Genomic DNA, 21,641 nt, shown 5'->3' with positions numbered 1-21,641 from the left:
ACAGGCGCTAATTCAAGCTCAAGCACGCAATAGCTGCATCGGGCCAAACAGGGCCTGCATTTCGCCATTGCCGATAAAGGACAGATTATACGGATGTTCGGCCGTCACCTGCGGCAAGGATGCGGCCACCGGCAGGCGCTTGACGAGTTCGGCAATCTTGCCCCACAGCACCAGCTGCGGCAGATCCGCGCCACCCTGCCGCGCCAGCGCCTCGAGCACCACCTGCAGGAAGGGCAGCCAGCCGCGCGCATCCTGCACGGGCGGCACATGGGCGCGGAACACGAGGGCCGCGTTGAGCAGCAAAAAGCCCTGCTCCGTCATCTTGCGCTGCAGGTCGGGCAAGGTCTGGATCACGCCGCTGCCGGGCAGCAGCGCGGCGGCGGCCACGGGCGCCATGGCGACGCCGGACGTGTCGCCGCCCTGCAGCTGGCCATCGGCCACCAGCAGCATCTTCATGAAGTTGCGCAGCGAGGTGGCGCGGTTGACGGGCTTCGACAGGCCCGTGGCCGACCACAGGCTGCCGACGGCGCCATCCATGAAACACACGCCCGTGGCGCTCTCGGCGCGCGGATACGGCCCCTCGCCCACCAGCACATGGCGCACCTGCGCCAGCGGCAGGGCAAAGGCGGCGAACAGCCGGCCCTGCGTGGGCAGGTAATCGTCGACGGCCAGCGCCGGCAGGTAGGCGGGATCGGCCGCCATCACGGCGTGCAGGCCGCGCAGCAGGATGGGGCGCCAGGAAGCATGCGCCAGGGACAGGGCGTCGGCGATGCTGGCGGGGAGTGTGGGAACGGTCATGGAACTCGTAGTCGATTGCGCAAACGCAAATTGTAGCGCACCGCCAGGCCAACCTTAACGAAAACACAAAGTTACGCCCATGAAGCATGTCACTCGCAGAATAAAAAAGTCCCGGCCTGTTGCCGGGCCGGGACTTGCTTTCGCTTGCGCTTGCTTTGAATCAAGCCCATGGTTCAAAGGGCGGCACCCCGCCTGTTCGGCGCTATTCGGCGTCCGGCTGCTGCGACGGATGGGCGGCGGCAAACGCGGGCAAGCCGCTGCAGTGCGCGTGGATGCGCGCCACGCGCGGGTATGGCGCCAGGTCGATGCCGAAGCGCTGCGCATTGAACACTTGCGGCACCAGGCAGCAGTCGGCGATGCTGGCGGCGTCGCCATGGCAGAACAGCTTCGTTCCGGCCGCATCGCCCTGGACCAGCAGCGCTTCCACGGCCGCCAGTCCCTCGGCCATCCAGTGGCGGTACCATTCCTGCTTGGCTTCCTCGGACAGGCCCAGCGTATTTTTCAGGTATTTCAGGACCCGCAGATTCGTCAGCGGATGCGCGTCGCAGGCGATCGCCAGCGCCAGCGCGCGCACGCGGGCCCGCCCAGGCGCATCCGCCGGCAGCAGCGGCACGCCAGGGCGCGTTTCATCGAGGTATTCGAGGATCGCCAGCGACTGCGTCAGGATGGCGCCATCGTCGTCGAGCGCCGGCACCAGCGCCGACGGATTGACGGCGCGGTAGGCCGGCAGCAGCTGCTGGCCGCCGTCGCGCAGCAAGTGCACGGGGATGCTGTCATAGGCCACGCCCTTCAGGTTCAGGGCGATGCGCACGCGGTAGGCGGCCGAACTGCGGAAATAGGTGTACAGCTTCATGGCAGACCCTCCCCTCAGGCGCGCGCGGCACCGGCGTACAGGGCCACGGTCTGCTCGATGCTGCCGAAAATGCTGGCGCCGGCCGCGTCGCGCATCTCGATGCGCACCGTGTCGCCGAATTGCAGGTAGGCCGTCTTCGGCGCGCCATGTTCGATGGTTTCATACATGCGCACCTCGGCCAGGCAGCAGTAGCCCACGCCGCCGTTGTCGATGCTGGAACCGAACAGGCTGCCCTGCTTGTTCGACACGGTGCCCGAGCCAACGATGCTGCCGGCGCCCAGTTCGCGCGTTTTGGCCGCATGCGCCACCAGCTGCGCAAAGTTGAACGTCATGTCTTCGCCCGCATTCGGCTTGCCGAAGGGCTTGTCGTTGAGGTCCACCAGCAGCGGCAGGTGCAGCTTGCTGTCAGCCCAGTCGGCGCCCAGTTCGTCCGGCGTGACGGCGACCGGCGAAAACGCGCTGGCCGCCTTCGACTGGAAGAAGCCGAAACCTTTCGCCAGTTCGCCCGGAATCAGGTTGCGCAGCGAGACGTCGTTGACCAGCATCACCAGGCGGATAGCTTTCGCCGCCTGCGCCACGCCGGCGCCCATGGCGACGTCGCCCGTGACAACCGCCACTTCCGCCTCCAGGTCGATGCCCCACTCTTCCGACAGGGCGAAGATCGGGTCGCGCGGACCGATGAAACTGTCCGAGCCGCCCTGGTACATCAGCGGATCCGTGTAGAACGAGGCCGGTACTTCTGCGTTGCGCGCCTTGCGCACCAGTTCCACATGGTTGATGTAGGCCGAACCGTCGGCCCACTGGTAGGCGCGCGGCAGCGGCGAGTGGCATAGCGTTGCGTCAAACGGCTGGGCGTCCGGCGCCTGGCCCGCGTTCAGGGCGGCGTAAGCCTGTTCCAGCCGGGGCGCGACGGCGTCCCAGTTGTCGAGCGCCGCCTGCAGGGTCGGCGCGATGGCGGCCACGCGCTGGTACTGGCGCAGGTCGCGGCTGACGAGGATCAGGGCGCCGTCGCGGCTGCCGTTTTTCAGGGTTGCGAGTTTCATGGTTTTCCTTGTGTGGCGTAGTGTTCAGGTGTCGGATGGAGCAGGCAGGCGGCGCTCAGGCGTCGGCCGGCGCGTGCATCCAGGCGGCGTGCTTGGGCGCGCGGCGCGTCTGCGACCATTCTTCCAGCATTTCCCATTTGACGGCGTCCAGTTTGGCCATCATCTCGGGCGTGCCCACATTGGCCGCCAGCTCCAGGCGGTGGCCGTTCGGGTCGAAGAAGTAGATCGACTGGAAGATGGCGTGGTTGACGGGACCCAGCACTTCCACGCCGCCGGCCACCAGGCGCGCCTTGGCGGCCAGCAGTTCGTCCATGCTGGCCACTTCCAGCGCCAGGTGCTGCACCCAGGCCGGCGTATTGCGGTCGCGGTCCATCGGCGGCTGCGTCGGCAATTCAAAGAAGGCCAGCACATTGCCCTGGCCGGCGTCGAGGAAGACGTGCATGTACGGGTCCGGCGCCTTGGTCGACGGCACCAGGTCTTCGGCGATGGCGAGGACGAAATTCATGTTCAAATGCTTGACGTACCACTCGACGGTTTTCTTCGCGTCGATGCAGCGGTAGGCGACGTGGTGGATTTGCTTGATCTTCATGCTGTCTGTCTCCAATGGATGCGCGCGCGGCGCGATGGCTGGCGGTTTTTTCAGTTTTCACCATTAGAATCGAGTTCCAGCTATCATACAAACAATATTTAACCATTGATTTATCGGATTATCTTATGAGTCCCAGCCTGCGACAGATGCGCGCTTTCGTCGCGCTCGCCAAGACCGGCAGCTTTACCCTGGCCGCCGAATACCTGCACGTGACGCAGTCCGCCCTGAGCGGCTTGATCAAGGAACTCGAAAGCGTGCTGGGCGTGCGCGTCGTCGAGCGCAGCACGCGCAGGACGCAGCTGTCGGAAATCGGCCGCGAGCTGTATCCGCTGTTTGAAAAGATGATCGAGGACCTCGACGGCGCCATGGCCGGCATCGCCCAGCGCAAGGCCCTGAAGACGGGCCTGGTGCGCATCGCCGCGCCGCAGATGATGGCGTGCACCCTGCTGCCGGAAGTAATCGCCGCCTACCGCGAGGCGCACCCTGACGTGCAGCTGCGCCTGGTCGACTGTCCGGTGGAGAATGTGTCGGCGCGCGTCTTCAGCGGCGAAGTCGATTTCGGCATCGGCCCCGAACGCGACCCGACGGCGGAAATCGGCGCCCAAGTGCTGTTCGAGATGCCCTTCGTGCTGGTTTTCCCCGAGCAGCATCCGCTGCGGCAGAAAGAGCGGGTCACCTGGGCCGATGTGGGCGACTACCCGTTCATCTCGCTGCAGGGCCAGTTCACGGAGCGCCTGCTGCGCGACATGCACGGCAGCTTCCGCGACCTGTCGCTCAATCCCTACAACGAAGTGACCTTCATGACGACGGCGCTGGCCATGGTCAGCGCCAACCTGGGTATCACGGTCTGCCTGCCGTACGCGGAACCGATGGTCAAGCTGTATCAACTGCACATGCGCGCGCTGCACGAGCCGGAACTGACGCGGCGCTTTTTCGTGTACACGAAGACGGCACGTTCGCTGTCGCCGGCGGCCGAAAGCTTCATGGCCTTCCTGTTCCAGTTCGTCGAGACGCACGAGTGGAATGTGGGAGCGAACGGCGGCACACGCGACGCCCTGCCTGCGGGCGGCGCGGCCGGCGCACCTTTATAATCCACCATCGCCCTTTCACCGCTTACGCCATGACCCAGCCTGCGCACAACGACCTGTCGCCCATCGACGCCGCCACCATCGCCATCAACCAGCGCATGAACACCTTCGACGGCCATGCACAAGTCTGGCTGTTCGGCTATGGCTCGCTGATCTACAAGGCCGATTTTCCCTACCTCGAGCGGCGTCCCGCCAGCATCAAGGGCTGGACGCGGCGCTTCTGGCAAGGTTCGCACGACCACCGCGGCACGCCGATGGCGCCGGGCCGGGTCGCCACCATCGTGCCGCAGGCGGGCGCCGTGTGCGACGGCATGGCTTACCTGATCACGCCCGAAGTCTTCGCCCACCTCGACCACCGCGAAAAGAACGGCTATTTGCGCCTGGCCACCGAGATCACCTTCGACGATGGCAGCAAGGTCGACGGCCTCGTCTACATCGCCAATGAAGAAAACGCCGCCTTCCTGGGCGCCGCGCCCGAACTCGACATCGCGCGCCAGATCGCCCGTTCGGCCGGCCCCAGCGGCCCGAACAGCGACTACCTGCTGCACCTGGCCAGCGCCCTGCGCGAACTGGGCAAGAGCGACCCGCACGTCTTCGCCATCGAGCAGCATTTGGCGCAGATCAAGGACGGCACGGCGAGCTGACCGCTTCGGGCGGGCAGTGGGCCGGCAAGAACTGCGATGCCAGCGCCAGCGGCAGCACCAACCCCGGCGGCCAGGCGATCGCCAAGGCGGTGGCAATCAGCACCACCAGATGCCCGCCCGCGTACAGTACTCCCAACAGCACCTCCGACGCGCGTCGCCCCTCTTTCCGCTCGCGCCCGCGCTCGCACGGCCGGCCGCCAGGCATCCGCAAGCCCGGCCCGGCGGCGGCATCGGTGAATGCCAGCAAGTACTCCCCATGCAGCCCGGCGCCACCGCCCATCCCGGCACGCAGCCCCTGTCCACGTCCGGCACGCTCCGCGCTCCGGCCAGCGATTGCCCGTTCCCCCCGCCGCCGCAGCGCGGACTATGCGCGACGATGGAGACTATGCCCGACTATGGGCCACGGACTATGTCGTCGGGCATCGGCCTTCGCGCGTGGCCGCCACGCCACCTCCTCGCATCCTCGCCGCGTCTCATGCGCTGTCAGCGGAGCCGCGCCCGGCCGGCATAGGCCGCCATGACTGCCCGACCTCAAGCCTGATCTAAAACAAATCCAGCTGCCCCGCATTGCTCCCTTTCGCCTTGGCGCCCAGCGGCGGCACCACCAGCGGACGGCGGAACTGGGTGCAGTCAAGCTGCTTGAAGCGGCCTCCCCTGCCATGCAGACCCAGGCGGTGCACGGCCTTCTCGAAGCGCTGGCGGATGAGGTCGGCCCATACGCCTTCGCCTTGCATGCGCGTGCCGAAGGCGCTGTCGTAATCCTTGCCACCACGCATTTCGCGCACCCTATTCATCACGCGCTGGGCCCGTTCCGGGAAGTGCGCTTCCAGCCATTGCTGAAACAGGGGACTCACTTCCCACGGCAGGCGCAGCACGACGTAATGGGCGTGGATGGCGCCCGCGTCGCGCACGGCTTCGAGCAATTGCTCGATTTCCGGTTCCGTCACGAAAGGAATGATGGGGGCGATGCTGACGCCCACGGGAATGCCCGCGTCCGTCAAGGTGCGGATCGTGCGCAAGCGCCGCGCGGGAGCGGCAGCGCGCGGTTCCAGCGTGCGCGCGATGGCCGGGTCGAGCGTGGTGACGGTGACGGCCACGGCAGCCAGGCGCTTGGCCGCCATCGGCGCCAGCAAGTCGATGTCGCGCTCGATCAGCGAGGATTTGGTGATCAGCGCCACCGGATGCCCGCATTCGTGCAGCACTTCCAGCACGCGCCGCGTCAGTTGCCGCTCGCGCTCGCACGGCTGATAGGCATCCGTGTTCACACCCAGCGCGATCGGCTCCGGCACATAGGACGGCCTGGCCAGTTCGCGCCGCAGCAATTCCGGCGCATTCACCTTGGCATAGATGCGGCTTTCGAAGTCGAGACCCGGCGACAGGCCCAGGTAGCTGTGCGTGGGACGGGCAAAGCAATAGATGCAGCCATGTTCACAGCCCCGGTACGGGTTCAGGGACACATTGAACGGCAAATCTGGCGAAGCGTTGCGCGTGAGGATGGTGCGCGCCTGCTCGTCGCTGACCTGCGTCTTCCATGGCGCGACACCCTCCCCTTCAGCGTCCGCGTCCGCGCCAGCCACGCCCCAGCCGTCATCGAAGCCGTCGCGCGCATGCACTTCGTAGCGTCCTTGCAAATTTGATACGGCGCCACGCCCCTTCAGGGCTTTCAGCGACTGGGGCGGCAACATGGCTTGCCCGGCGAAACTGTCATCATGCTGTGGAATGATTGCTTTCATGAACGGCCCCATCAACTGTATATACGTACAGTATACTATGCCGCTCGCGGGGCAAGATCAAGGGCTGCCGTGATGCTCTTTCAAGCTTTTTCACCGTGCGGTATGACATAACTCAACTGCTGCGCGACAAAACCGTCAAATGCCGTGATCAAAGGAACAAAACGCGGCGCGTCCTGCTCCAACTGCATCAGGGCATAGCAAGTCGCTTCCAGGGTCGACAACTGGTCTGGTGCGTGCGCCTTGCGGATCAGGTAGTGGGAGGCTGGCGTATCGCGCAACGGTAGGCGCGACATTTGTTGCAACAGGGGATTCAGGTACAGCATCTTGCGGCTCTTGCGCCATGTGCCATCGAGTACCACCAGCCGCAGCTGTAACGGGTCCAGCAAGGTAGCCGGATCCAGTGCGGGCGGCGGTGCGATGCCCAGCGAACGGTCGCCGGGCGTGTCTGGATACAGTAATACGTTTTGTTTGCCAGCGAGCAATGTGGCGAGGGTGCCGGGGGCGAACTGCTCTCCGGTCAGCAGGCGGCTGTTGGGCAGGCTCAGGTGCAGCAGGCGGGCGCTGCCCTTGGCATTGTGTACCTCCAGCGGGTGCTGGAGAATCAGCACTTCCACCACGTGGGCAACGGGGGAAGTCCAGCGGCAGATACAGCTGGCTGCGGCGCGCAGGCAGACCGGACAGCGTGCGCGTTTGGCGGGGTCGGTTTGCCTGGTGGCGTCAACTGGTCTGGTGACGTCAGCTGGTCTGGCAGCTTGCGTCGGGGATGGCGCCACGGCTTGCGCCAGGGGAGACGCCAGTTTGCTGACGTCCGCTGGTTTGGCGGCGCCCACTTGCGTGGCGGCCGGCGTCTGGGAGGATGGATGGTTGCTGCTGGTGGTCATGGCGGAGCGCGTTCGCGGGGTTCTTCAAGCCGCGATTGTAGCGCCCACGCCATGCCGGCGGAAATGTTGGCGCGAGGTACAGCTTAAAACAACTGCTAACCAAACAACTGCTAACAAGCACTGGCAACAAGCACTGCCAGTAACTGCTAGCAACCGCTGGAAACTACCAGCAGGCGACGCGCGCCAACTCGATTCAAGTCAACGGCTTAGCACCGGTTAAAACACTTAAACACTTAAAACAACACTTAAACACTTAAAACCGCTTAAAACTCTTCCCACTCATCGGCGCCCGAAGCGACCGGCGCGCGCGGGGTGCTGGTGCGCGCCGCGTCCGGCCTTGCTACCTTTGCCGGGCCGCCAGCGGAGTGGGCGACGAAAGTGGCGGCGGAACCCGCGGCGCCACCGGTCACGGCCCGTCGCGCGGCGGGCTTGACGGCAGGACGGGCAACAGGCTTGGCGGCAGGACGGGCGGACACGTTCGGGGACACGCTCGCCGACACATATTGCTGCGTAGCATCGAGCTTGAACAGGCCCACCACGTCGGCCAGCTTGGCGGCCTGCTCCTGCATGGATTCGGCCGCCGCGGCCGCCTGCTCCACCAGCGCCGCGTTCTGCTGCGTCACCTGGTCCATCTGGCCGATAGCCTGGTTGACTTGCTCGATGCCGGCGCGCTGCTCGTCGCTGGCGTCCGTGATCTGGTTCATGATTTGCGTCACATGGCTGATGCTTTGCACGATTTCATCCATCGTGCGGCCCGCCTTGTCCACCAGTTGCGAACCAGCCTCGACCTTTTGCACGGAATCGTCGATCAAGCCCTTGATTTCCTTGGCCGCCGCCGCCGAGCGCTGCGCCAGGTTGCGCACTTCGCTGGCCACCACGGCAAAGCCCCGGCCCTGCTCGCCGGCCCTGGCAGCTTCGACGGCCGCGTTCAGGGCCAGGATATTCGTCTGGAAGGCGATGGCGTCGATGACGCTGATGATGTCGACGATCTTGCGCGAGGAATCATTGATCGAGCCCATGGTGCTGACCACTTCCGACACCACCACGCCGCCCTTGCTGGCGATTTGCGAGGCGTCGATGGCCAGCTGGTTGGCGCTGCGCGCATTGTCGGCATTGAGTTTCACGGTCGAGGTCAGCTCTTCCATGGATGAGGCCGTCTCTTCCAGCGAGCTGGCCTGCTCTTCCGTGCGCGAGGACAGGTCGAGGTTGCCGGCGGCGATTTCGCTCGACGCCGTGCTGATGGAATCCGTGCCGGCGCGCACCTGGCCGACGATGCCGACCAGCTTGTCATTCATGTTCTTCAGCGCATGCATCAATTGCCCTGTCTCATCGCGGCTTTCCACCACGATATGGCTGGTCAGGTCGCCGGCCGAGACGGCTTCAGCCACTTCCACGGCGCGCGTGATGGGACGCGTGATCGAACGCGTAATCCAGTAGGCGCAGGCGATGCCCAGCAGGATGGCGGCCACGCCAAGCGAGATCAGCAGCATGCGGCCGTTTTCATAGCGCGAGCGGATCTGCGCGGCCGTTTCGTCGAGCAATTTGGCTTCCAGCACTTCCAGTTTCTTCAGCGACGCCAGGTAAATGTCGCGCTTGACGGCCATGTCGCCTTCGTACAGGCGCTTGCCCAGTTCCAGGTCGCCTGCGTTCTTGGCCTTGAACACGTCCTTGCGCACTTCCGTGTATGCCTTGCGCGTACTCAACACTTCCTGGTACAGCGCCTGCTCTTCGGCGCTCAGCTGGCTCTTGCCGATATCGTTCTGAATTTCCGTGGCGCGCGCGGACGAAGCTGCCATTTCCTTCTCGAACTGTTTCTGGTGCTCGGGGTCGCTGACCTTCCAGGCGGCGGCCGTGCGCGCCGCATTGACCTCGATGACCTTGGTCCACTCACCGATCAGGCGCTCGTTGCGCACCTTCACGTTGACCAGCTGATCGGTTTCCTTGCTGGCGCTTTGCATCTGCACGATGCCCACCACGGTCAAGGAAGTCAGCAGCAGCAATACGGCGGCAAAGCCACCACCGAGACGCACGCCAATCTTGAGGTTTTTCATTACGAGATTCCTATCTGAAAGAACAATGCACGGATGCCGCCGGTCAGATACCGCTACAACTCACTATAGCAAGCATTTGCCGCCAGACAATCGCGAATGGGACTGGGGGACGCAGTTCTGCCCGGCGCCATGGCGCCGCACACGCACTACTTTGGTGCTGATTGTGAGTGAATCAGGGTGGCATTGCAAGAAATAACATGCAGAAAAGCAACAACCAGAAGGCGGGATGCCGCCGCGTATGAGCGGCAGGCAAGAATACTCAGTTTTGCTTTACATAAATCAATTTTGGCGTGTCGAAACCCAGGCCCCTAGCCTTCTCGATCAGGCGCCGTTGCAAGGCGGGGTCCATGGTGGGCGTGCGCGAGAGCAACCACAAGTACGATTTATCGGGACCGCTGATCATGGAATAGGTGTAGCCGTCCTGGTCCAGGTCGAACACCACGTAAGCACCGTAGAAGGGGCCAAAAAACGACACTTTCAGGTAGCCCACGTCCTTCCTGTCGACGAAATAGGCCTTGCCTTCCGCTTCCTTCCACGCCGCGTCCGTATCCTTGTAGCCACGGTTGACCACTTTCAGGCCGCCATCCTGGCGCAGGCTGTAATCGGCCGTCACGTGGCTGAGTCCGCGCTCGAACGAGTGGTCGAGGCGTGCGATCTCATACCATTTCCCCAGATACTTGCTCGTGTCGAAGTGGCTAACCGGCACAACATTCTCGGGCCGGCCCACGCAGCCGGCCAGCACGAGCACGCTCAGGAACAGCAATTTTTTCATGGTTTTCTCCGTCATGGTGCATCAGGGTTGCAGCGCGCGCTCGACGATGCGGCGGATCGCCCCACTGTCCTGCATGCGCGCGATGGCGGCATTGAACTGGTCGATAAAGTCATCGCGATAGGGATAGGCGCCCGGCTGGCGCTGCGTAAAACCCAGGTGGCCTTGCTGGCCGGCCAGCTGCGCCGTTTCATGGATCGCCTGCATCGGCGTGCCGGCCTGGCCAGCGCGCCGGATGCGCTGCAACTCCCACTGCGCCGAGAGGCGGTCGCTGACATAGCAATCGATGCGTCCGCGCATCAGCTTGAGCAAATTCGTGCGCGTGCCCTTGGCCGCGTCGAGCACGATTTGCCCCGAGCGCAAGGCCGCCGTCAGCCCCGCGTCGCCCAGCAGAAAACCGGCGTTGACGCCGATGTGCAGGCCGGCGTAATCGGCGGGCCACTGGCGCAGCGCACGTTTCGCCACCACGTCCTGATTGCAGAACACCACCAGCTGCTCCATCAGCAGGGGTACGGAATAGCGCACATACGGCCGCTCGCTGCGCCACGAATACGGCGGATACAGGCCAAACGCGTCGCCCGTCTGCAGCATCAGCACGCCGCGCTTCCAGGGCACGGGGCGCAGCTGCACGCGGTACTGCGGCATGGCTTGCACGGCTTCGCGCACGATGTCCGTATAAATGCCTTTCAGCTGGCCGTTTTCGACATACGAATACGGCGGATAGTCGTCGTCGCCATACAGCACCACGGGCTGCGGCGCGGCGGCCCACGCCACGGGGCCGGCAGCGGCGCACAGGCAGCACGCGGCAGCTAAAAAGTATCGTCGGAAGGGCAGTCTGGGCATGCCGGCAGGGTAGCATGGAAGGCGCCGGGACCATCATCCGTTTGCGCTGCCCGTGCCCAGCATGTCGTCGAGCTGCGCCAGCGTGCCCTGGTCCTTGACGACCGCGCGCAGCCACAGGTGCAGGGGCAGCTCGCCCCAGCTGGCCGCCTTGTCGGCCAGGTAGGCGACGGGGCTGTGCGGCTCCGTACGGCGAAAGAACTCGGCCACCTGGCGCAGCTGGGCCAGCGCCTGCTGGCGCTGCGCGATGACGTCGCCGCCGGTGCCGCTGGCGGCGACGGCGCCTGGCGCAGTAGCCGACGGCGCGCCGGAGAAGTGTGCCTCGGGCGCCAGCGGCGCGATGAAGTGGATGGCGTTTTCCAGCGCTTCGCGGGCGGCGCGAAAGCTCGGGCCGTCCGTGCCGAAGCGCGCATCGACGCTGCGCTCGAGCGCCAGCAGCGACTGCATGCAGTACTGTGCATCGGCCAGCAAGGCATCAGCAAAGGCGCGCGTGTTTTTCTGCCGCGCCGCCTCCATCTGTGCCAAGGTCGGCCCCTCGTCTTGGCGCAGGTCGCCCCAGCCCTGCTCGGGCACGGCCGCAGCGGCTGCGCGCTGGCGCGCCGCGTCGAAATCCTGCAGGGAAAACAGGCCGTCGGCGCCGGTAGTGAGGGGCATTTCGCGCACCAGCTGCGGCGTGCGCGACAACAGCCAGAACAGGTTGCCGATGCGCTGTTCATGCTCGCCTTCTTCTGCCAGCGGGTACAGGCCGTCCCAATAGCGTTCGCACAGCCCGGCCAGCAGCGCATAGCCATCGCCCAGGCCGCGGAAATGGCGCGTCTTGGCGTGCGCCTCTGCCAGCCACACGGCCACGCGCAAGTCCTTGCTGTGCGAGGCGATCAGCTGCTCGCAGCGCGTCGCCACGAACGGCCAGTCCGCCTCCTTCAGGGCCACCACCCACTCGCCCTGGTCCAGGCTCGGGTCGTCGTGCTGGCGCGCCCGCGCGATGGCGTCGAGCTCCTGGCTGAACGTGAGGTCGTCGCCGCACGGCTGCACGGCATTCACGGGTTGCAGCAACTGGTCGAGATTGAACATGGCACGCTCCGTCAGCTAGGCCTGGACTACTTGATCGTGTATTTGAACTGCCCCTGCTTGCTGGCGCTGACGCGGATGCTGGCCAGCGGTTCGCCTTCCGCCATGCGCGCCAGCACCGCGTCGGCAATCGCCGGCAGCACGCTGCCGTTGAGGATATGGTCGACATTGCGCGCGCCCGAATCGACCTCGGTGCAGCGCGCCAGCACGGCTTCGACCAGCGCCGCGTCGTGGCTGAACTGCGCCTGGTGGTTGCGCGCGATGCGCGCGCCTATCCTCGCCAGCTTCAGGTGGATGATCTCGGCCAGCACGGCATCGCTCAAGGGATAGAACGGCAGCACCTTCAGCCGGCCCAGGAACGCCGGCTTGAAATGCGCCACCAGCTGCGGGCGCACCAGTGCTTCCAGCGCGGCCGGCGTGGGCAAGGCGTCGTCCGCGCGGTTCAGGCAAGCGGCCATCATGGCGCCCGAGCCCAGGTTCGAGGTGGCGATGATGATGGTGTTCCTGAAATCGACTTCGCGCCCTTCCGCGTCATCGAGCACGCCCTTGTCGAACACCTGGAAGAACAGTTCCAGCACGTCCGGGTGGGCCTTTTCCGCCTCATCGAGCAGCACCACGCTGTAGGGCTGGCGCCGCACGGCTTCCGTCAGCACGCCGCCTTCGCCATAGCCGACATAGCCGGGCGGCGAGCCTTTCAGGCCGGCCACGCTGTGCGCCTCCTGGTACTCGCTCATGTTCAGGGTAATGAGCTTGCGCTCGCCGCCGTACAGCAAGTCGGCCAGCGCCAGCGCCGTTTCCGTCTTGCCCGTGCCGGACGGCCCGGTGAACAAAAACACGGCTTGCGGCTTGTGCGGGTCGTCTAGGTTGGCGCGCGCCGTGCGCACGCGCTGCGCCACCGCGTCGATGACGTGCTCCTGCCCCAGCACCCGTTCGCGCAGCGCCGCATCCAGCGCCAGCACGCTGCGGATGTCGTCCTTGACCATCTTGCCCAGCGGGATGCCGGTCCAGCCGGCGACGATGCCCGCCACCACCTGCGCGTCGACTTCCAGCGGCGCCAGCGGCGCTTCGCCCTGCAGCGCCGCCAGCTCCTCCTTCAATGCCAGCAGGGTGGCGGCGCCGTCCTCGCCCGGACGTTCGCCGCGCAGTTGCAGGCGCAAGTCGCCGATCTGCGCCACCAGCGCCTTTTCGCGCTCCCAGCGCTGCGCCAGCGCCTTGACCGCCGCCTGCCCATCCTCGTGCTCGCGGCGCAGCTGCGCCAGCCGCGCGGTACCCGCCTTGCCGGCGACTTCGCCATCACCGGCCTCGCGCTCCAGCGCGGCGATCTCGACGCCGATGCGCTCCTGCCGCCGGCCGGCGTTTTCCAGCTGCGCCGGCGTGGCGCTCTGGCCCAGCGCCACCTTGGCGCACGCCGTATCGAGCACGCTGATGGCCTTGTCGGGCAGCTGGCGCCCGCTGATGTAGCGGTGCGACAGGCGCACGGCGTCGACGATGGCCGCATCGCGCACGCGGATGCCGAAATGGCGCTCCATCAGCGGCGCCATGGCGCGCAGCATGGCGCAGGCGATCTCCTCGCCCGGCTCCTCCACCTTCACCACCTGGAAGCGCCGCGCCAGGGCCGCATCCTTCTCGAAGTATTTCTTGTACTCGCTCCAGGTGGTGGCGGCGATGGTGCGCAGGGCGCCCCGCGCCAGCGCCGGCTTCAGCAAGTTGGCTGCATCGTTCTGCCCCGCCTGGCCGCCGGCGCCGATCATGGTATGCGCTTCGTCGATGAAAAGGATGACCGGGTGCGGGCTTTGCGCCACCTCGTCGATGACATTTTTTAAACGGCTCTCGAATTCGCCTTTCACGCTGGCGCCGGCCTGCAGCAGCCCCATGTCGAGCGCGTGGATATGCGCCCCCTGCAGCACAGCTGGCACGTCGCCCGTGGCGATGCGCAGGGCCAGGCCTTCCACCACGGCCGTCTTGCCCACGCCCGCCTCGCCGGTGAGGATGGGATTGTTCTGCCGGCGGCGCAGCAGGATATCGACCGCCTGGCGTATCTCCGCTTCGCGGCCGACCACGGGATCGAGCTTGCCGTCGCGCGCCAGCTGCGTCAGGTCGGTGGTGTACTGGTCCAGTGCCGGGGTTTTCGCCGCCAGGACGGCGACGGGGTCGGCGGGCGCCACGGACAGCGGATGTGCCGCCGGGCCTTCCTCCTCGCCGGAGCCGGCCGTGAGTCTGTCCGCATGGTGCTTCAGCTGTTCCACGCTGAAGCGGGCGAACAGTTTCGAACCGCGGTACGCAAGCTGCGCCAGTTCCGGTTCCGTCAGCAGCGCCAGCAGCAGGTGGCGGCTGCGGATGGGGCCCGGCTGCGCCGTGTCCAGCGAAGCGATCAGCCAGGCGTGTTCGAACAGCAGCGGAAGATGGGGCGAGAACACGGGCGTGCGCGCGCTGCCCGTGCGGAAGCCGCCGATCTCGCGCCGCAGGTCCGCCTCCAGCGCGGACAGGCTGATCTCGCTGCGCCGTGCGATGGTGACGAAATCGCTGCGTTCCTGCTCCAGCAGGGCCAGGAACAGGTGCTCGATATCGACCTCGTACTGGCCCAGATCCACGCAGATACTTGCGGCGCGCGTGGCGGCCGTGCGCGCCGTGGCATTCAGCTTGGCGATCAGGGTTTTCAGGTGATTGCTCATGCGGCGGCTCCCTTGCGGTGGATCGAATAGCGCAGCGACGACGGCTGCAGCACGGCGTCGAAATTGACCATCTCGCCGCCGGACGCCACGGCCAGGGTGGCGCTGATGACGAAGCCGACGCGATTGATGGCGCCCGCCTCGCGTTCCAGGCGCGCGCGCACGTTGCGCAGGCGCGGCTCATGGCGCTCGATGGCCGCCTTCAGGGCGGCGCAGATGCGCGCGCGGTCTTCGCTGCTCGACAGGCACATGCCGGCAAAGTCGATCAGGCCATAACTGACGATGGAGGCCGCGCATTCCGGATACGCGTCGAGCGCGCCGGGCGGCAGGGCCACGCGCGTGTTGAGCAAGTCTTCCAGGTCGCGCGCCACCGCGTCCTTGATCTGCTCGAGCGACAGGCGCCCCGCCGCGCCATCGCCCATCAGGCGGTCGAACAGGCCCGCTGCATAACTGTCCATGCATGCTCCCGAAAAGTCGGCGCGGCGCGCGGCGACACACGTCCGCCGCGCGCCGCGCCGGATGGATCAGGCCACGCGGTTCGCGGCCAGGTCCCAGCCGCCCGAGGTATTGCCGCCGGCGCCGCCCGTCACTTTTTGCTGCGTGTATTTCCACTTCACTTTCGAGAACTTGAAGCCCACGTGCTCGCCCAGGATATCGCCCTCTTCCACGTTGGGCGTGACGGCGCCGATCAGCACATTCTCGATCTCGATCTCGAAGTACTTGACGCGCTCGCCCTGGCCGTCGGCGCGCATGAATTCGAAGCGCGCCTTGGGGATGGTCTTGCCGGCCGAGCAGGTCTGCAGCAGCACCGGCGAGGACAGGTCGGCCAGCTTCGAGATGACGATGTCCTTGTGCTCGCAGCGTTCGGCCGTATGCCCGCCGCCTGTCGAGGCGGTGGCCGATTTCGGCTGCTCCACGCTCCAGCTGACCGATTTGCACTCGATCCATTCCTTGTGCTTGTCGTCGGTGGACTCGCCCTTGATGCCGTCTATCTGCAGATATACATCGATTGCCATGGTGTGCTCCTCTGGTTGAAAGGTGATCCTGGAATCAGGAATTGGTCGACTTCGGCAACTCCGCGACCAGTCGGAGCGAAACGGATAATTCATCGAGCTGGAAGTGCGGCCGCAAAAAGGACACGGCGCGGTACACGCCCGGGCGGCCCGGCACTTCGTGCACCTTCACGGACGCCTCGCGCAGCGGGAACTGGGCCTTCTGCTCCTGGCTGGCGTTATCGTCGAGCAGCACATACGTCATCAGCCAGCGGTTCAAAAAGTCTTCCACATTGGCCGCGGCCGTGAAGCTGCCGATCTTGTCACGCATCATGGCCTTCATGTAGTGGGCGATGCGCGAGACGGCGAAGATGTACTGCAGCTGCGAGGACAGCACGGCGTTCGCATTGGCCGCGTCGCTGCCGTACTTGCGGCTTTTCTGCGCCGACTGCGCGCCGAAGAAGGCGGCGTACGCTGTGTTCTTGCAGTGCACGAGCGAGATGAAACCGAGGTCGCTCAATTCCTTTTCGCGGCGGTCGGTAATCGCCACTTCGGCCGGGCACTTCAGGGCGACGTCGCCTTCGTCCGTCCTGAAGGTGTGCGTCGGCAGGTCGTCCACCAGGCCGCCGCCCTCGACGCCGCGGATGGCGGCGCACCAGCCGAAGTCGGCGAAGGCGCGCGTCAGCTTGCTGCCGAACGCATACGCCGCGTTACACCACAGGTATTTCTGGTGGTCGCTGCCGTCGACTTCCTCGATATAGTTGAAGCCTTCGACGGTGGTGCCGTCGACGGGGTTGAACGGCAGGCGTCCGAGGAACCGGGGCAAGGTCAGGCCGACATAGCGCGCATCCTCGGATGCACGGAAGGCTTTCCATTTCGCGTATTCGATGGTGTCGAACACTTTCGCCAGGTCGCGCGGCTTGCCCAGGTCGCCGTAGGTTTCCAGGCCAAACAGTTCCGGCGCGGCCGAAGCGATGAATGGCGCATGCGCGGCCGCCGCGATGTGCGACATCTGCTCGATGAAATACATGTCTTCCGGCTGGCGCGAAATGGCGTAGTCGCCCAGCAGCGCCGCAAACGGCGCGCCGCCGAAGGTGCCGAATTCCTCCTCGTAGATCTTCTTGAACATGCTGCTCTGGTCGAATTCCAGCGCCGACTGGAAATCCTTCACCAGCTCGCGCCGGGTGGCGTTGAACATGCGGATCTGCAGGCGCGCGCCCGTGTCGGAATTGCCGACCAGGTAGTGCAGGCCGGTCCAGCTTTGCTCGAGCTGCTGGAACGGCGCCGTGTGCATGATTTCGCTGAGCTGCGCGGAAACCAGGCGGTCGATCTCGGCCACGCGCGCGTCCAGCGTGGCCGACAAACTGTGCGACACCAGCACCGTGCCATCGAGCACCTGCGCCACCAGTTCCGAGATCAGGTCGCGCGCGCGCGCATGCTCGGCGCCGGACTTGGCGACCCGGCTCTGCTCGACGATCTGGTCCAGCAAGTCCGCTTCCGCGCACGCCGCCGGGGCGCCCGCCTGCATTTCTGCCTGTGCGCTCATCTCAATCCTCCTGGCCGCGGCGTTGCGGCGCCAGGGCCGCCAGGCTGTCGGTATTGTTCAACACCTCCGTCAGCAAGTCTTCCAGCTTGTCGTTGCCGGCCAGCTTGTTGCGCAGGTCGGCCAGCTTGGTGCGCGCCTCGAGCAGCTTGCGCAAGGGTTCGACCTGGCGCACCACCGATTCCGGGCGAAAGTCGGCCATCGAGCGGAAGTGCAATTCGACGGGGAAGGTGCCGCTTTCCTCGCTGAGGCGGTTTTCCACGTCGAAGCGCGCCGCCGGCGCCACGCTGCCCAGCACCTCGTCGAAGTTATCCATGTCGATGGCGACGAACTTGCGGTCCTTCAGGCGCTTCTTTTCACTCTCGGCATTGCCGCCGAAGTCGCCCAGCACGCCCACCACGAAAGGCAGTTCCTTGTTCTCGATCGCGTCGCCGATCTCGACGTCATAGGTCATCTGCACGCGCGGCGCGCGCACTTCCTGCAGGCGCTTCTGCACACTGTCGGACTTGGCCATGTCATTTCCTTTGCAAAGTGTAGGGACGGCGCCGGATGCGCGCCGGGCAGGCGGGAAGTGCGGGAAGCGCTTATTTCAGGCCGCTGAACGGGTCGGCCGTGCTGCCGCCCTGCGGCGCCGTGTTTTTCGCCGCTGCCGGCGCGCCGGAGCCGCCCGCGCCGCGCTTGCCCGCCGCGGGACGCCTGGCCGGCGGCACCAGCACTTCCTCGCCGATGCTCACGCGCAGCAGCTTGGCCAGGTCCTGCGCTTCCGAACGCAGCGAGCCATTCAGGTTGTTTTGCCGCGACAGGTCGGCCAGGGCCTTGCCCGACAGGCGCAAGCCGCTGACGGCAACGATGCTGTTGGCGACCTTGTCCTCCGGGTCGCGCTCGAGCGCCTCGAGCGCATGGCCGATGGCGTTGCCGTACTGGCCGCGGTCGAATGTCATCTGCGCCATTTGCAGCCACGGCGCCTTGTCGGCCGGGAAGCTGACGCCGCCTTTTCTGAGCAAGGTCATGGCCCGCTCATACTGGCCCGCACGCGCGGCCGCATCGGCGTCGCCCATGACTTGCGCCAGGGTCGGCGCCACGGTCTGTTTGGGCGCCGGCTGCTCCGGCGTGGCGCAGGCGGCCAGCAGCAGGGCGCTGGCGAGGCAGGCAATTCGGCACATCGTGGTGGCTGGCTTCATCTGGGCACTCCTTCACGTGGAGGACGCTACCGCTGGGAACGATGGGCGGCGCCTTGGTGGAGGCCATTATTGATCGCCAGAATTTTTGCCAAATTGAGATTAATCAGCAAAGAAGAAGTTCCGCGCAGCGCTTGCCGGCAGCTGCATCTATGCTGATCTGACGCAGCATCTGCGTCGATCGCGGACGGACTTTGCGCCAACGCAAGCGGGTCGCTGGCGCATGCGATTAAATGGCGGCAACACCTTCTTTCCACACGTCATATTCTGCGAAGGCCGGCCCATGCGATCTCCTCATCCATTACGCCTGCCATCGTGGCGCCTGGCACTGTGGCCAGTCATTGTTCTGCTGCCGCTGGCCGGCTGCGCGGGCGGCGCCATCGGCACGCTGGCCAACGCGGCGCTGCAGATGACGGGCATGGCCAGGCCGGCACCGGAACTGCCCGACGCGCAAAAGCCGCCGCGCAATGTCAGCATCCGCCTGCACGCGGCGCAGCGCCTGAACACGGATGCGCAAGGCCGGCCGCTGGCGCTGGTGGCGCGCATCTACAAGCTGCGCCAGAACGCCACGTTCGAGCAGGCGCCGTATGACAGCTTCCTCGACGCCCAGCGTGAAAAGGCCGCGCTGGGCGCCGACCTGATGGACGTGAAGGAAGTGCTGCTGGTGCCCGGCCAGCGCTACGAAGTACAGGAAAAAGTCAGCAAGGAAGCGTATTTCATCGGCATCGTGGCGCTGTTCCGCGCGCCGGCCGCGCAGCGCTGGCGCGCCACCTTTGCCGCCGCCGATGCGGAGCGCGGCGGCATCACCGTCGGCCTGCATGCCTGCGCCCTGAGCGTGGACGGCGGCGCGGACGGCGCCATGGCGTCGCTGTCCGCGCTGCGCTGCCAGTAAGGCATTCCACCACTAGGGCATACCGAGAAGGAGGACGACATGGGCATGACAGCGAAAGTCTTGTGGGGCGTGGCGCAGATGGAATGGGATCTGGCGGCGCTGAAGACGGGCACCCTGCGCCTGCAGGCGCTGTCGGGCATCCCCGTGCGGCCCGACACCTGTTATTGTGCGCTGGGCAGCCGCGGCGTGCTGCATGAACAGATGTTCAAGGCGCAGTCGATTTCCGTGTCTGTGCCGGCCGGCATGCGCGAGCTGCAGCTCGAGCTGATCGCGGTGACGGCATGAGCCAGCTCATCGAACGACGCGCGGCACCATCGTTGCTGGGAGCACGCGGCCCCGCCCCTGCCGGTGCCGGCCGCCATGCGGGCAGCGCCCTGCTGGACCTGATGCACGAAGGTTTCTACATGCTGTTCCTGCTCAAGCATGGCTCGCTGCCCGGCGACGAGCAAAGCTTCATGGACCGCATCACGGCCTTCCTCGACGACTTCGAACGCGAAGCGAAAAGGCTGCGCGCCGATGGCGACGACATCGAGGCGGCCAAGTATGCGTTCTGCGCGGCTGTCGATGAAATCATCCTCGCTTCGCCATTCGTCCTGCGCAAGCAGTGGGAGCGGCGCCCGCTGCAGCTGCTGATCTTTGGCGACCAGCTGGCCGGCGAGCACTTCTTCGACCGCCTCGACGCGCTGCGCGGCAAGGGCGCCATGCGCGTGCAGGCGCTGCAGGTGTTCCACATGTGCCTGTTGCTGGGCTTCCAGGGCAAGTACGCGCTCGACGGCGGCGAAAAACTCAGCTACCTGACGGGGCGCCTGGGCGACGAGATCGCCCACATCAAGGGCAAGAGCCGCGGCTTCGCGCCGCGCGCCGAGCGTCCCGACCAGGTGGTCCACAAGCACCGCAGCGACGTGCCGCTGTGGGCCTTGACGAGCGTTTTCGCCCTGCTGGCCATCTGCGCCTACCTGGGCCTGAAGACGCATCTGACGCATGGCACGCAAGCGACGCTGGCCGCGTATGCGGACCTGGTGAAACTGGCGCCACGGCCTGCACACCTGACCATCACCCTGCCCTGAAGACGTCACAAAACCTGCTGCGCGTCGCGATGTGCGGCCTGCGATGCTCAATGACTGGGCGTCCCCGTGCATTCGCACATCTGCGCTTCTCGGGCAAACGGGGACGCCTGGCCTCTCATCCGCTCGCGACGGTTTTGCGAGGTGTCAACCCAAGCTATTGCGCAATCCTGAATTCGATACGCCGGTTGCGCGCGCGGCCGTCGGCCGTCGTGTTGGCAGCCACGGGACGGTCCGGTCCCTGGCCCGAGGCCAGCACCGCATCCGGCGCGATGCCCTTGGTCGCCAGGTAGCTGCGCACGGCGTCGGCGCGCGCCTGGCTCAGGGCCACGTTGCTGGCGCGCAGGCCCGTGTTGTCCGTGTGCCCGATCACTTCCACCTTGCGCTCCCTGAGCTTGCGCATGACGGCCGCCATTTCGTCGAGGATGGCCAGGCCCGCCGGCGTGATGGAGGCCTGGCCGCTGTCGAATTCGACGATGCGCTTGTCGAGCGTGGCGTCGAGCATGCCCTGCTCGGCCGCGCTGACGCGCAAGCCATTGTTGACGACATACGTGGGATTGAGGCTGGTGGCGATGTCGCTGGCGATCTGCTGGCGCTGCGCCTCGTTCGCCACTTCGCCGCGCACGCTGACGTTGTTGCCGTCGATGCTGATCTGCCCGCGCGAAATCAGCTTCAGATGCGGCGCGATCAGCTTGTGCACATGGGCGTTCCAGTTGGCCGGCACGGCCACGTTGCCGACGGCGATCTGGTCAACCACCCGCCCGGCGCCATACAGCTCGCGCAAACGGCCCAGCACGGCCGCCTTGGCCGCTTCGTCGGCGAGGGTGCCCGTCACCAGGACCTGCCCCGGCATGGGCGTGACAGGAGCCTGCGCCTGTACCTGGGCGCGGCAGGGAGCGGCGGCGGCCAGCAGCACGAGGAAGAGCAGCGTTGGTTTCATCGCAAT

Annotated in this window: 23 protein-coding genes; 5 read left to right on the top strand and 18 right to left on the bottom strand. The window is 65.9% G+C overall.

What is annotated here, in order from left to right; translation table 11 throughout:
• Positions 1-18: 18 nt before the first annotated feature.
• The 4 genes from YQ44_RS06950 to YQ44_RS06935 form a co-directional block, all read right to left on the bottom strand.
• Positions 19-798: a uracil-DNA glycosylase gene (locus YQ44_RS06950; protein WP_071322757.1), complete on the bottom strand. Its 780-nt coding sequence runs from the start codon at positions 796-798 to the stop codon at positions 19-21.
• A gap of 202 nt (positions 799-1,000) precedes the next feature.
• Positions 1,001-1,651: a maleylacetoacetate isomerase gene (gene maiA, locus YQ44_RS06945; protein WP_071322756.1), complete on the bottom strand. Its 651-nt coding sequence runs from the start codon at positions 1,649-1,651 to the stop codon at positions 1,001-1,003.
• 14 nt (positions 1,652-1,665) lie between these two features.
• On the bottom strand, positions 1,666-2,694 hold the full coding sequence (locus tag YQ44_RS06940) for a fumarylacetoacetate hydrolase family protein (RefSeq protein WP_071322755.1): 1,029 nt from the start codon (positions 2,692-2,694) through the stop codon (positions 1,666-1,668).
• 55 nt (positions 2,695-2,749) lie between these two features.
• Positions 2,750-3,283, bottom strand: a complete 534-nt coding sequence (locus YQ44_RS06935; protein WP_071322754.1) for a VOC family protein — start codon at positions 3,281-3,283, stop codon at positions 2,750-2,752.
• 125 nt (positions 3,284-3,408) lie between these two features.
• Between YQ44_RS06935 and YQ44_RS06930 the strand changes: the two genes are divergently transcribed.
• Positions 3,409-4,374 carry a LysR family transcriptional regulator gene (locus tag YQ44_RS06930; protein WP_071322753.1) on the top strand — a complete coding sequence of 322 codons (966 nt, stop codon included), beginning with the start codon at positions 3,409-3,411 and terminating at the stop codon, positions 4,372-4,374.
• A gap of 62 nt (positions 4,375-4,436) precedes the next feature.
• A complete protein-coding gene (locus tag YQ44_RS06925) occupies positions 4,437-5,015 on the top strand; it encodes a gamma-glutamylcyclotransferase (RefSeq protein ID WP_156895018.1) in 579 nt (192 codons plus the stop codon).
• Here YQ44_RS06925 and YQ44_RS06920 read toward each other — a convergent pair.
• From YQ44_RS06920 to YQ44_RS06860, 13 genes are all read right to left on the bottom strand, one after another.
• On the bottom strand, positions 4,993-5,262 hold the full coding sequence (locus tag YQ44_RS06920) for a hypothetical protein (protein ID WP_156894718.1): 270 nt from the start codon (positions 5,260-5,262) through the stop codon (positions 4,993-4,995). The genes YQ44_RS06925 and YQ44_RS06920 overlap by 23 nt on opposite strands.
• A gap of 295 nt (positions 5,263-5,557) precedes the next feature.
• Positions 5,558-6,700, bottom strand: coding sequence for a PA0069 family radical SAM protein (locus YQ44_RS06915; RefSeq protein WP_071326311.1), 1,143 nt, complete (start codon positions 6,698-6,700; stop codon positions 5,558-5,560).
• Positions 6,701-6,828: 128 nt separating this feature from the next.
• A complete protein-coding gene (locus tag YQ44_RS06910) occupies positions 6,829-7,416 on the bottom strand; it encodes a tRNA-uridine aminocarboxypropyltransferase (RefSeq protein ID WP_071326310.1) in 588 nt (195 codons plus the stop codon).
• 476 nt (positions 7,417-7,892) lie between these two features.
• Positions 7,893-9,680, bottom strand: coding sequence for a methyl-accepting chemotaxis protein (locus YQ44_RS06905; RefSeq protein ID WP_071322750.1), 1,788 nt, complete (start codon positions 9,678-9,680; stop codon positions 7,893-7,895).
• Positions 9,681-9,939: 259 nt separating this feature from the next.
• Positions 9,940-10,452 carry a lipocalin family protein gene (locus YQ44_RS06900; protein ID WP_071326309.1) on the bottom strand — a complete coding sequence of 171 codons (513 nt, stop codon included), beginning with the start codon at positions 10,450-10,452 and terminating at the stop codon, positions 9,940-9,942.
• 21 nt (positions 10,453-10,473) lie between these two features.
• The gene (locus tag YQ44_RS06895; protein WP_083411683.1) at positions 10,474-11,292 is read right to left on the bottom strand and encodes a substrate-binding periplasmic protein; all 819 of its coding nucleotides are present in this window, start codon (positions 11,290-11,292) and stop codon (positions 10,474-10,476) included.
• Positions 11,293-11,325: 33 nt separating this feature from the next.
• Positions 11,326-12,360, bottom strand: a complete 1,035-nt coding sequence (tssA, locus tag YQ44_RS06890) for a type VI secretion system protein TssA (protein WP_071322748.1) — start codon at positions 12,358-12,360, stop codon at positions 11,326-11,328.
• A 26-nt stretch (positions 12,361-12,386) separates the two neighbouring features.
• Complete coding sequence (gene tssH / locus YQ44_RS06885) at positions 12,387-15,029, bottom strand: type VI secretion system ATPase TssH (RefSeq protein ID WP_071322747.1); 2,643 nt, start codon at positions 15,027-15,029, stop codon at positions 12,387-12,389.
• Positions 15,026-15,484, bottom strand: a complete 459-nt coding sequence (gene tssE, locus YQ44_RS06880) for a type VI secretion system baseplate subunit TssE (protein ID WP_071322746.1) — start codon at positions 15,482-15,484, stop codon at positions 15,026-15,028. Before tssE ends, tssH begins: the two co-directional genes overlap by 4 nt.
• Before the next feature lie 66 nt (positions 15,485-15,550).
• Positions 15,551-16,042 (bottom strand): Hcp family type VI secretion system effector, encoded by a 492-nt coding sequence (locus YQ44_RS06875; RefSeq protein WP_071322745.1) that lies wholly within the window; start codon positions 16,040-16,042, stop codon positions 15,551-15,553.
• A 34-nt stretch (positions 16,043-16,076) separates the two neighbouring features.
• Complete coding sequence (tssC, locus tag YQ44_RS06870; protein ID WP_071322744.1) at positions 16,077-17,564, bottom strand: type VI secretion system contractile sheath large subunit; 1,488 nt, start codon at positions 17,562-17,564, stop codon at positions 16,077-16,079.
• A gap of 1 nt (position 17,565) precedes the next feature.
• On the bottom strand, positions 17,566-18,075 hold the full coding sequence (gene tssB / locus YQ44_RS06865; protein WP_071322743.1) for a type VI secretion system contractile sheath small subunit: 510 nt from the start codon (positions 18,073-18,075) through the stop codon (positions 17,566-17,568).
• Positions 18,076-18,145: 70 nt separating this feature from the next.
• Complete coding sequence (locus YQ44_RS06860; protein ID WP_071322742.1) at positions 18,146-18,742, bottom strand: hypothetical protein; 597 nt, start codon at positions 18,740-18,742, stop codon at positions 18,146-18,148.
• A 280-nt stretch (positions 18,743-19,022) separates the two neighbouring features.
• Between YQ44_RS06860 and tssJ the strand changes: the two genes are divergently transcribed.
• From tssJ to icmH, 3 genes are read left to right on the top strand one after another with little or no spacing between them, the layout of a single operon-like run.
• The gene (tssJ, locus tag YQ44_RS06855) at positions 19,023-19,631 is read left to right on the top strand and encodes a type VI secretion system lipoprotein TssJ (RefSeq protein WP_071322741.1); all 609 of its coding nucleotides are present in this window, start codon (positions 19,023-19,025) and stop codon (positions 19,629-19,631) included.
• 45 nt (positions 19,632-19,676) lie between these two features.
• Entirely contained in the window at positions 19,677-19,916 is a 240-nt protein-coding gene (gene tssK / locus YQ44_RS29705) for a type VI secretion system baseplate subunit TssK (protein WP_335589262.1), read from the top strand.
• Positions 19,913-20,698, top strand: coding sequence for a type IVB secretion system protein IcmH/DotU (icmH, locus tag YQ44_RS06845; protein ID WP_071322739.1), 786 nt, complete (start codon positions 19,913-19,915; stop codon positions 20,696-20,698). The genes tssK and icmH overlap by 4 nt, the downstream gene beginning before the upstream one ends.
• Before the next feature lie 154 nt (positions 20,699-20,852).
• On the opposite strand, the gene YQ44_RS06840 is transcribed toward icmH, so the two are convergent.
• A complete protein-coding gene (locus YQ44_RS06840) occupies positions 20,853-21,635 on the bottom strand; it encodes an OmpA family protein (protein WP_071322738.1) in 783 nt (260 codons plus the stop codon).
• Positions 21,636-21,641: the final 6 nt, after the last annotated feature.

This window comes from Janthinobacterium sp. 1_2014MBL_MicDiv (assembly GCF_001865675.1).
In the GTDB taxonomy this organism is placed as follows: Bacteria; Pseudomonadota; Gammaproteobacteria; order Burkholderiales; family Burkholderiaceae_D; genus Janthinobacterium.
The sequence above is the reverse complement of the archived record's forward strand: the minus strand, read 5'-3'. Positions and strand labels throughout refer to the sequence as shown.

Excerpts from the sequence above, each read along its gene's own strand:
- YQ44_RS06900 (WP_071326309.1), bottom strand. The coding sequence starts at position 10,452 with ATGAAAAAATTGCTGTTCCTGAGCGTGCTCGTGCTGGCCGGCTGCGTG.
- icmH (WP_071322739.1), top strand. The coding sequence starts at position 19,913 with ATGAGCCAGCTCATCGAACGACGCGCGGCACCATCGTTGCTGGGAGCA.
- YQ44_RS06915 (WP_071326311.1), bottom strand. The coding sequence starts at position 6,700 with ATGTTGCCGCCCCAGTCGCTGAAAGCCCTGAAGGGGCGTGGCGCCGTA.
- YQ44_RS06860 (WP_071322742.1), bottom strand. The coding sequence starts at position 18,742 with ATGAAGCCAGCCACCACGATGTGCCGAATTGCCTGCCTCGCCAGCGCC.
- tssC (WP_071322744.1), bottom strand. The coding sequence starts at position 17,564 with ATGAGCGCACAGGCAGAAATGCAGGCGGGCGCCCCGGCGGCGTGCGCG.
- YQ44_RS06905 (WP_071322750.1), bottom strand. The coding sequence starts at position 9,680 with ATGAAAAACCTCAAGATTGGCGTGCGTCTCGGTGGTGGCTTTGCCGCC.
- tssK (WP_335589262.1), top strand. The coding sequence starts at position 19,677 with ATGACAGCGAAAGTCTTGTGGGGCGTGGCGCAGATGGAATGGGATCTG.
- YQ44_RS06875 (WP_071322745.1), bottom strand. The coding sequence starts at position 16,042 with ATGGCAATCGATGTATATCTGCAGATAGACGGCATCAAGGGCGAGTCC.
- tssA (WP_071322748.1), bottom strand. The coding sequence starts at position 12,360 with ATGTTCAATCTCGACCAGTTGCTGCAACCCGTGAATGCCGTGCAGCCG.
- tssB (WP_071322743.1), bottom strand. The coding sequence starts at position 18,075 with ATGGCCAAGTCCGACAGTGTGCAGAAGCGCCTGCAGGAAGTGCGCGCG.
- YQ44_RS06930 (WP_071322753.1), top strand. The coding sequence starts at position 3,409 with ATGAGTCCCAGCCTGCGACAGATGCGCGCTTTCGTCGCGCTCGCCAAG.
- maiA (WP_071322756.1), bottom strand. The coding sequence starts at position 1,651 with ATGAAGCTGTACACCTATTTCCGCAGTTCGGCCGCCTACCGCGTGCGC.
- YQ44_RS06940 (WP_071322755.1), bottom strand. The coding sequence starts at position 2,694 with ATGAAACTCGCAACCCTGAAAAACGGCAGCCGCGACGGCGCCCTGATC.
- YQ44_RS06950 (WP_071322757.1), bottom strand. The coding sequence starts at position 798 with ATGACCGTTCCCACACTCCCCGCCAGCATCGCCGACGCCCTGTCCCTG.
- YQ44_RS06935 (WP_071322754.1), bottom strand. The coding sequence starts at position 3,283 with ATGAAGATCAAGCAAATCCACCACGTCGCCTACCGCTGCATCGACGCG.
- YQ44_RS06895 (WP_083411683.1), bottom strand. The coding sequence starts at position 11,292 with ATGCCCAGACTGCCCTTCCGACGATACTTTTTAGCTGCCGCGTGCTGC.
- tssJ (WP_071322741.1), top strand. The coding sequence starts at position 19,023 with ATGCGATCTCCTCATCCATTACGCCTGCCATCGTGGCGCCTGGCACTG.
- tssE (WP_071322746.1), bottom strand. The coding sequence starts at position 15,484 with ATGGACAGTTATGCAGCGGGCCTGTTCGACCGCCTGATGGGCGATGGC.
- YQ44_RS06840 (WP_071322738.1), bottom strand. The coding sequence starts at position 21,635 with ATGAAACCAACGCTGCTCTTCCTCGTGCTGCTGGCCGCCGCCGCTCCC.
- tssH (WP_071322747.1), bottom strand. The coding sequence starts at position 15,029 with ATGAGCAATCACCTGAAAACCCTGATCGCCAAGCTGAATGCCACGGCG.